Raw genomic sequence first — 8,510 nt, forward strand, 5'->3', positions numbered from 1 at the left:
GCCAACACCCACTCCGACAGTAGCTCCAGCGCCATCATCACGCAGCGGCGCTACGAGGGCGCGCGCGAGAGCCTAAAAAAACTGCTGGGGCTTGACGAGCGGTTTTGTCTCATCGCCTGCGGACAGGGCGCGACAGCCGCGATCAAGAAATTTCAGGAGCTACTGGGCATCTACCTGCCGCCTGCGACTAGAAGCGCGATCGGCGAGGCAAATTTACGCGCCGCACAGCTTCCGCTCGTGCTCGTTTCGCCGTACGAACACCACTCAAACGAGCTTAGCTTTCGCGAGGGGCTTTGCGACTACATGCGCGTGCCGCTTAGCGAGGGCGGCGAGATCGATCTGCTAGCACTCGAGCGCATCTTGAAGCTAAATGCGGGACGCCGCATCATCGGCTCGTTTAGCGCCGCCTCAAACGTTACGGGCGTCATTAGCGACTATAAAAAGATCAGCGAGCTAATCAGAGCTGCGGGCGGCATCGTCGCCTTTGACTGCGCGGCTCTGAGCTCGCACGCAAATTTAGATTGCGACTACTTTGACGCGATTTTCCTCTCGCCGCATAAGTTACTCGGCGGACCTGCAAGCTGCGGGCTTTTGGCGATTAAAAAGGAGCTGCTTAACAGCGACGTACCGACGTTTGCCGCGGGCGGGACGGTCGCTTACGCTAGCCGCGAAGGACACGTATTTTTGAAAAATCCCGAGCAACTAGAAGAAGGCGGTACGCCGCCTATCATCGGGCTTATGCGCGCAAATTTGGCCTACGCACTGCGAAACGAAGTCGGCTTCGAGCAAATAAAAAGCGCCGAGGACGAGCTAGCACGGCTTTTTGAGAGCGAGCTAGCAGGTATAGACGAGGTCATAAACTACGCTCCAAAGGGCGCGCCGCGGCTGCCGATAATTTCCTTTAATGTGCGCGGCGTCTCGGCTTATGATTTTGCCGCGAGCCTTAGCAACGATTTCGGCATCCAGACGCGCGCGGGCGTGATGTGCGCGGGCCCGTACGCTCACGATCTGCTGGGTATCAAGGAGGGGCGCATGCCAGAAAGCAAGCCCGGCTTCGTGCGCGTGAGCCTGCACTACACGCACACCGAGCAAGACGTGCGCTATTTAGTTGGCGCGATAAAATCCTGCGTCAAAAAGCACCGCGAGCTTTGGGGCGAGGAAAAGGCGATGTATGAGATGTTCGGCGGGAAGATTTAAGCGGCATGAGTTAGGGCTTTGCCGCTTTTTTGAGCTCTAGTGAAATTTTATAAAATCCCGCACCGTTTTTAAAATTTATCGGAATTCCGCGCCGTCTCTTTAGAATTTTACGCGAGTTTTACGCTATAGAATTCTTACTATCGTTTCGCCTTCGCACTGTAGGCGAAATAAATGATACGCTCTGCAGAGTTAAAATTTAGAATTTTAAAATTCCGCGCCGCTAAGTAAAGCCATGCCTGTAAATTTCAAAATTTCAAGGCGCAAATTTTTGCGCTCTGTTTTGCCAGATACGCCGCGCTAGATGGTTCGCAGTGAAAATTTGAGGCAGAAATGAAATTTATTAGCGCCGCGCGAATAAAATTCTAAAGCAAAATAGAGCCTATCCGCACTTCGCGCAGAATTACTCTAGTCCTAAAAACGCGCCGTCTTCAAATCCGAAATAGATCCTCTCGCCCGCGCTCCAGCGCCGCTCATCCTGCGCCGTGACGCATTTTAGCAACACGTCGCCCGCTTTGATCTTGATGAGTAGCGAGGAGCCGTACTGAAGCGAAACCGAGTGCAAAATCCCCGCGAAGCAACGCTCAAACGGGCTTTGAGATAATAAAATTTTACTCGGATTTATCGCGATTTTGCGAGCCCGTGCGAGCCCCTCTTCAAGGCGCAACGAAATTTCATCCGAAAATTTTAAAATCCCGTTTTGCACGTCAAAGATATTTTTGTATTCGAACTCGCATATCTTGCCGCGATGCAGAAATACGCTTCTTTGCGCGATCGCGCTGAGCCATTTCTCATCGTGGCTGGCGATGATAAAGCCGCAGCCGTAGTGACTCCGCATAAATAAAATCGCGCGCGCAAAGAGCTTGGAAGCGGCAAGATCGAGGCTGTTGGTCGGCTCGTCGAGCAGATAGAGCTTCGCGCGCTGCGCCAGAGCGAGCGCAAACGCGATGCGCTGCGTCTGCCCCGAGCTAAGCTCGAAATGCTTCTTTGATAAAAAACTTCTATCAAGTCCCGTTAGGCTGAGCGCCTCATCCACTCGCTCGTCAAATTCCGCAAGCGCGCCGCGACTTTTGAGCGCAAATTTAAAATTTTGCTCCACGCTGCGTTTTAAAAGCACGGGCTCGGGCAGCAGCAAGCAGGTCTGCCGCAGCGTCTGCAAAGAGGGCGCCCACTGCCCCCAAAGCTCCACGCTGCCGCTGCTTGGATGCTGCAAAAAGGACAAAATTCGCAGTAGCGTGGATTTGCCGCTGCCGTTGGAACCCAAAAGCGCTGTGATGCCGCTCGTATTTAGATCGAGGCTAGGGATATTTAAAATTTCGCTCCGTCCGTAGCACAGCACTAGATCCCGCACCGAGATCAGTTCGCTATCGGGTACGGATCGCGCGGCGGCGGAATTCTCATTTGCAAAATTCTTTCTCGCAGAATTCTCACTCGCGAAATTCTCGCTTTTGGAATTTTTACCCGCGGAATTTGCGCTAATGGAATTCTCGGTCGCAGAATTTACACTCTTAGAATTTACCGCAGTGGAATTTTTATTCGCAGAATTCTCGGCGGCGAAATTTATGCGCATAGAATTTACGCTCGTAGAATTCTCGGGGGCGGAATTTGCGTCCGTGAAATTTTCGCTTATAAAATTTTCGCGCTCCCGTTCCGCGCGGTTTTTGTCCGTGAAATCTTTGCTCGGACGCTTTAGTTTATCTGCACTCATCGATCCAGCCTTTTTAGCGCGTGGATGGCTAAATTTACCGCAAACGCTATTAAAATCAGCACCAGCGCGAGCGCTATACCCATCGCAAACTCGCCTTTGTTGGTCTCAAGCGAGATCGCCGTGGTGATCGTGCGGGTGAAATATTTGATATTGCCGCCGATCATCATCGCTACGCCTACCTCGGCGACGATCCGCCCGTAAGCGGTGGCGATGACGACGAGTAGGGCATAGCGCAGCTCGTAAAGCACGCAAAGGATTAAATTTAGTGGGCTTAGGCGGTAGTTCATAATGTTTAGATAGTGCTTTTTGTCCATATTTTCGATGACGCTGGCGCTTAGCGAGACGATGATGGGAAGTGCCAGCACAAACTGCCCGAGCATCACGGCTTTGAGCGTAAAAAGCAGCCCCAGCTCGCCAAAAGGGCCGTTTCTGGAGATGAAAGCGTAAAGGATCAGTCCTATCGCTACCGTGGGCATCGCAAGCGCGACGTCGCTTAAAAGCCTAAGCGTTCTGCGAGCGCGAAATTCGTAAAATCCGAGAATAAATCCTATCGGAAAGCCGGTTATAATCGCGAAAAGTATCGAGATGCTCGAAGTATGAAGCGTCGCCTTAATCGCCGAAAATGTCTCTGCGTCGCCGCTAAGAAGCAGTCCGAATGCGCTTAAAATTCCTTCTAAAATAAAGTCCAAGATCACGTCCTAAATGTTCTATTCTGGCATATTTATAAACCAAATTTATATGCTATAATAGCATATTTTTTAAAGGAGATAACATGAAAAAAATATTTTTTGTTTCGCTCGCTCTTAGTGCGAGCCTTTTTGCCGCCGATAACGATTTGGTGATGGCAACTACAACGAGCACCGATAATACGGGCTTGCTAGACGCTATCTATCCTGCGTATAAGGCGGAAACCGGCGTCGATATCAAATGGACGGCGGTAGGCACAGGTGCTGCTCTAAAGCTTGGCGAGAACTGCGATGCGGACATACTTTTTGTGCATTCGCCGAAAGTCGAGAAAGAATTTGTAGAAAAAGGCTTCGGCGTTGATCGCACGCCCGTTATGTATAATGATTTTATCCTCATCGCCGATAAATCGATCGCGCCTAAATTTAAAGGCAAGGACCTTAAAGGCTCGTTTGAGCTAATCAAGGCGGAGAAGATTAAATTTTTCTCTCGCGGCGATAAATCGGGCACCGACAACAAAGAGAAAGGAATTTGGAAAAAGGTTGAGGGCGCCGTACCTGAAAATGAGGCATGGTATAACCAAACCGGTCAAGGCATGATCGCTACGATCAACGCAGCCGCCGAGCAAAAGGGCGTGACCTTCACCGATCGCGGCACCTACATCAAATACGAGGACAATAAAAAGGGCAATCCCGATATGGTTATCATCAACGAAGGCGATAATGATCTGAAGAATTTTTACTCCGTAATCGCGGTCAATCCGAAGCACTGCCCAAAAGCCGACTACGAAAACGCGCAGCGCTTCATTAAATGGATCACTAGCGAGAAGGGGCAGAAGTTCGTAGGCGATTTCAAGCTGCTAAATAAGCCGCTTTTCACCCCTGATGCGAATACTCGCAAGAATTAGCTCTAGCTAAATAAGGCTAAATTTAAAGCCCAAAGGCGAATCGTCGTCTTTGGGCTTTCGCTTTTTCATAAATCAATCTGCGCGCCTTTAAATTTAGCTCTTTTGCTTCTAAAATTTAACCAGCGCTTTTTACCGCGTCTTTTTACGATACATTTTTTACTTTCTCGCCATGCGTTTAAATTTATCGCAGTGCTGTTTGTGGGCAATAGGTTTAAAATTTCAGCTATATTTGAGATCGGCACGGAGAAATTTCGATTGTGTTCGGATATGCTCTAATGTCTAGCGATATTTATACAGCGCAAAATTTAGTAGTATTTATGTGTGACTCCAAATTTTAGTTTGTTGGGAATTTGATTTGAAGTAGCAGTTAAGCTCGGGCGTATGAAAAACGCCCAAGCTTGTGAAGCTATGAAATTTTATGCGCGGTTTATGGGGTCGCTTCTGCCGCGCGCCGGTAAAATTACCTTTCAAGCGCAGGCAAAACTACCGAGCGCGCGGCTATAAAATTTCACTTTGCGGCGGGTTACTCGACTTCGGCGTCGATGACGTCGTCGTCTTTTTTACCGCCGTTTGAGCCAGAGCTTTGCGATCCGCCTTGCGCGCCCTGATTTGCGCTGGCAGCCTTGTATAGATCCTCGGCGACCTTGCTTAGGGCTTCTACTTTAGAGTTTATCGCTTCCTTGCTCGCGTTTTCATCCTTTAGCACGGCTTTTAGATCATTTAGCGCGCCCTCGATCTTAGCGCGTAGATCGCCCGGTACCTTCTCACCCATCTCGCTTAGGCTCTTTTCGGTTTGATGTGCGATGCTGTCGGCTTGGTTGCGCGCCTCGACGGTTTCTTTGCGCTTGTTGTCTTCCTCTTTATGAAGCTCAGCATCCTTGACCATCTTATCGATCTCGGCGTCGCTTAAGCCGCTTGAGCCGGTGATGCGGATATCGGTTGCTTTGCCGGTGGCTTTGTCTTTTGCCGAAACGGTTAAAATTCCGTTTGCGTCGATATTAAATTCCACCTCGATCTGCGGCACGCCGCGAGGAGCTGGCATGATGCCCTCTAAATTGAAATTTCCTAGCGATTTGTTGTCTTTCGCAAACTCGCGCTCGCCCTGCAAGACGTTGATTGTAACGGCGCTTTGATTATCCTCTGCTGTCGAGAAGGTTTGAGACTTTTTCGTAGGTATCGTAGTTCCCTTCTCGATGATCTTGGTCATCACGCCACCTAGGGTTTCAATGCCGAGGCTTAGCGGAGTGACGTCGAGCAGTAGCACGTCTTTTACGTCGCCTTTGATGACCGCGCCTTGGATCGCTGCGCCGATTGCTACGACTTCGTCAGGGTTTACGCTCTTATTTAACTCCTTGCCGAAAGCCTTTTTGACCTCCTCTTGCACTAAAGGCACACGCGTCGAGCCGCCAACCATGACGACTTCTTTTATATCGTTCATGCTAAGACCTGCATCGCTTACGACCTTTTTGAGAGTGCTTATGGTCTCATCTACCAAAGAATCGATCATACTTTCAAATTTAGCTCTAGTGATGGTTTTCATCAGGTGCTTTGGACCTGTAGCGTCAGCGGTAATGAAAGGTAAATTTACCGTCGTTTCCATCGCACTGCTTAGCTCTTTTTTGGCGTTTTCCGCAGCCTCTTTTAGGCGTTGCATAGCCATGACGTCGCCGCGTAAGTCGATACCTGTTTCAGATTGAAATTCCGAAGTTAAAAAGTCGATCAGTTTGTTATCGAAATCATCGCCGCCCAAAAATGCATTACCGCCGGTAGCTAAAACTTCTACGACGCTATCGCCGGTTTCTAGCACGGTTACGTCGAACGTACCGCCGCCCAGATCGTAAACGACGATCTTTTCAGACTCTTTTTTATCCAGTCCATACGCAAGCGCCGCTGCGGTAGGCTCATTGATGATACGAAGCACGTTTAGGCCCGCGATTGTTCCTGCTTCTTTTGTCGCCTTTCTTTGGCTATCGTTGAAATATGCAGGCACGGTTATGACCGCATCTACGACGGGCTCGCCCAAAAACGCCTCGGCGTCCTCTTTTAGCTTGATTAGCACCTTGGCTGAAATTTCTTGCGGCGTATAAACCTTGCCCGCGATCTCTACCGCGCACGCGCCATTTCGGTCGATGATCTTATACGGTAGGCGCTTTTTGGCTTCCTGCGCGTTTTTCTCATTCATCATAAGACCCATGATGCGCTTGATCGAATAGATCGTCTTTTCCGGGTTAGTGACTGCTTGGCGCTTGGCGCTGTCGCCTACTAAAACCTCGCCTTTGTCGGTGAAAGCGACTACCGACGGAGTGGTGTTTTTACCCTCTTTATTCGGTATGATCTTGCTCTCGCCACGCTCGAATATGCTTACGCACGAGTTTGTTGTTCCTAGGTCGATGCCTATGACTTTTGCCATTTGTTTATCCTTTGTGTTGAATTTAAAATTTTAAAATTTGGACGATTATTTCGCCACTACTACCATAGCGGCGCGCAAAACGCGCTGCTTATACATATAGCCTTTTTGATAGACCTGAACTATATCGCCCGAGTTTGCACCCTCCGCCTCGATCATCGAGATCGCGTTATGCACGCTAGGATCAAATCCCCCGTCCGTCGCTATCGGAACGATACCGTATTTTTCAAAAGTCTTTGTAAAAAGGCTTAGACATTGTTTTACGCCGACTTCAATTTTATCTGCAAGTTCATTACCTTCCACATCAATTTTGGCGGCCTCCTCAAGCGCGTCGATTATCGGCAGCAGATCCTTCGCAAAGCTCTCGCTAGCGTAAGCAACAGCGCTATCTTTTTCTTTTTCCAAACGTTTTTTGAGATTTTCAAAATCCGCATTGGCGCGGTAAAATTTATCGGTAATCTCACTTAGCTCGTTTTGAAGCTTTTGTATCTGCGCGTCAGTATCGTCGCATGTCTGCGCCTCTTGCGGCTCGCTCGCTTCGGGCGCGCACTGCTCGCAAACCTCTTTTTCTTCACTATTGCACGCTGCGTTTTTATCGCCGTGCTCTTTAAATTTATGGCTCATGCTACTCCTTTAGCGTAGTTAAAAAATTTCTCGTAATTCTCATAAACGCTGCCTGCGCAGATCATCGTAGCGTCCTCGCCTTCGAATTTTACGGGGCGTTTGATCCCCATAAATCCGTGCTCGAAGTAGGGCGCAAAGATCAAATTTTTAGTAAAATTTACGGCGATCGAGGGGTTGAGTAAAATTTTAAACCGCTCGTCTTTGAAAATTTTATACGCCACGACCTCGTTACAAAGAAATTCGATTTTAGAATTTTTTAGCTCTTTAATTTTGGTACTAAGCTCGCGCAGACCGATCTGCATCGAAGCTAGCTCCAAATCTCCGAGTGAAATTCCTATTAAATTTGATAAGAATTTAAAAACTCTAAAATCGTATTTTAAGATAATCTCGTCCGTTCTAAATGCAAGGATTATGAAGCGATTATCGTGATTGATAACTTCGCTTAAGGCTTCATTTTCGGCGTTGAAAATCATACAGTAAATTTCAAAATCCTCAAGCACCGCTTCTAGTTCGCGAGCATCGTCTATTTTTAACTCATCGTCGAAGCTAAGTCTAGTGCGCCAGTAATCCTGCATCGTCGCAACCGTCGGAATTCTACCACCGCTTACATGAAGCTGCGTCAAAGCCCCCTCGTCGCTTAAGCGCTTAAAATAAATTCGGATGCTAGACGCTGACATCGCTACGCCCATACGCTCACCCAGCTCTGAAGATCCGATCGGGGTATTGCTATCAAGATAGGCGGAAATGATGGATTCCAGGATCATATCACGTTTATTCGTTTTCACCTTTAGCACTCTTTCGGTAAGATTGCCAGTATTATACAACATTGAGTGGTAGGATGTCAAGGTTTTTATATAAATTTTATAAAATTTTAGCAATCGGGTCCTGAGTTTGCTAAATTTTAACTATGATTTTTTGAGCTGAGCGTAATTCTTGGAATTCTTGGAATTCTTGGAATTCTTGGAATTCTTGGAATTCTTGGAATT

The 8,510-nt window shown here is 48.3% G+C and carries 7 protein-coding genes; 2 read left to right on the forward strand and 5 right to left on the reverse strand.

Translation table 11 applies throughout. The features are described 5' to 3' along the window. The coding region (locus tag Q0117_RS00660; protein WP_297921164.1) for an aminotransferase class V-fold PLP-dependent enzyme at positions 1 to 1,197 on the forward strand (1,197 nt) is incomplete at its 5' end. Positions 1,198 to 1,597: 400 nt separating this feature from the next. Here the strand turns inward: Q0117_RS00660 and tupC are convergent. Next, a complete protein-coding gene (gene tupC / locus Q0117_RS00665; RefSeq protein ID WP_297921167.1) occupies positions 1,598 to 2,902 on the reverse strand; it encodes a tungstate ABC transporter ATP-binding protein TupC in 1,305 nt (434 codons plus the stop codon). Continuing rightward, positions 2,899 to 3,591, reverse strand: coding sequence for a tungstate ABC transporter permease TupB (gene tupB / locus Q0117_RS00670; RefSeq protein ID WP_297921170.1), 693 nt, complete (start codon positions 3,589 to 3,591; stop codon positions 2,899 to 2,901). The genes tupC and tupB overlap by 4 nt, the downstream gene beginning before the upstream one ends. Positions 3,592 to 3,674: 83 nt before the next feature. Here tupB and tupA point away from each other — a divergent pair, with 83 nt between their 5' ends. Then, positions 3,675 to 4,493: a tungstate ABC transporter substrate-binding protein TupA gene (gene tupA / locus Q0117_RS00675; RefSeq protein ID WP_291937738.1), complete on the forward strand. Its 819-nt coding sequence runs from the start codon at positions 3,675 to 3,677 to the stop codon at positions 4,491 to 4,493. 523 nt (positions 4,494 to 5,016) lie between these two features. Here the strand turns inward: tupA and dnaK are convergent. Genes dnaK through Q0117_RS00690 form a run of 3 tightly spaced genes read right to left on the reverse strand, consistent with a single transcriptional unit; the run spans position 5,017 to position 8,309 of the window. Then, on the reverse strand, positions 5,017 to 6,903 hold the full coding sequence (dnaK, locus tag Q0117_RS00680) for a molecular chaperone DnaK (RefSeq protein WP_291937735.1): 1,887 nt from the start codon (positions 6,901 to 6,903) through the stop codon (positions 5,017 to 5,019). A gap of 45 nt (positions 6,904 to 6,948) precedes the next feature. Further along, a complete protein-coding gene (gene grpE, locus Q0117_RS00685; RefSeq protein WP_297921173.1) occupies positions 6,949 to 7,524 on the reverse strand; it encodes a nucleotide exchange factor GrpE in 576 nt (191 codons plus the stop codon). Then, positions 7,521 to 8,309 carry an HrcA family transcriptional regulator gene (locus tag Q0117_RS00690; protein WP_297921177.1) on the reverse strand — a complete coding sequence of 263 codons (789 nt, stop codon included), beginning with the start codon at positions 8,307 to 8,309 and terminating at the stop codon, positions 7,521 to 7,523. Before Q0117_RS00690 ends, grpE begins: the two co-directional genes overlap by 4 nt. Positions 8,310 to 8,510: the final 201 nt, after the last annotated feature.

This window comes from uncultured Campylobacter sp. (genome assembly GCF_937997535.1).
Lineage (GTDB): Bacteria > Campylobacterota > Campylobacteria > Campylobacterales > Campylobacteraceae > Campylobacter_B.

Bases quoted from the DNA above. Each gene is read 5' to 3' on its own strand.
- tupC (WP_297921167.1), bottom strand. From the start codon at position 2,902: ATGAGTGCAGATAAACTAAAGCGTCCGAGCAAAGATTTCACGGACAAA.
- grpE (WP_297921173.1), bottom strand. From the start codon at position 7,524: ATGAGCCATAAATTTAAAGAGCACGGCGATAAAAACGCAGCGTGCAAT.
- dnaK (WP_291937735.1), bottom strand. From the start codon at position 6,903: ATGGCAAAAGTCATAGGCATCGACCTAGGAACAACAAACTCGTGCGTA.
- tupA (WP_291937738.1), top strand. From the start codon at position 3,675: ATGAAAAAAATATTTTTTGTTTCGCTCGCTCTTAGTGCGAGCCTTTTT.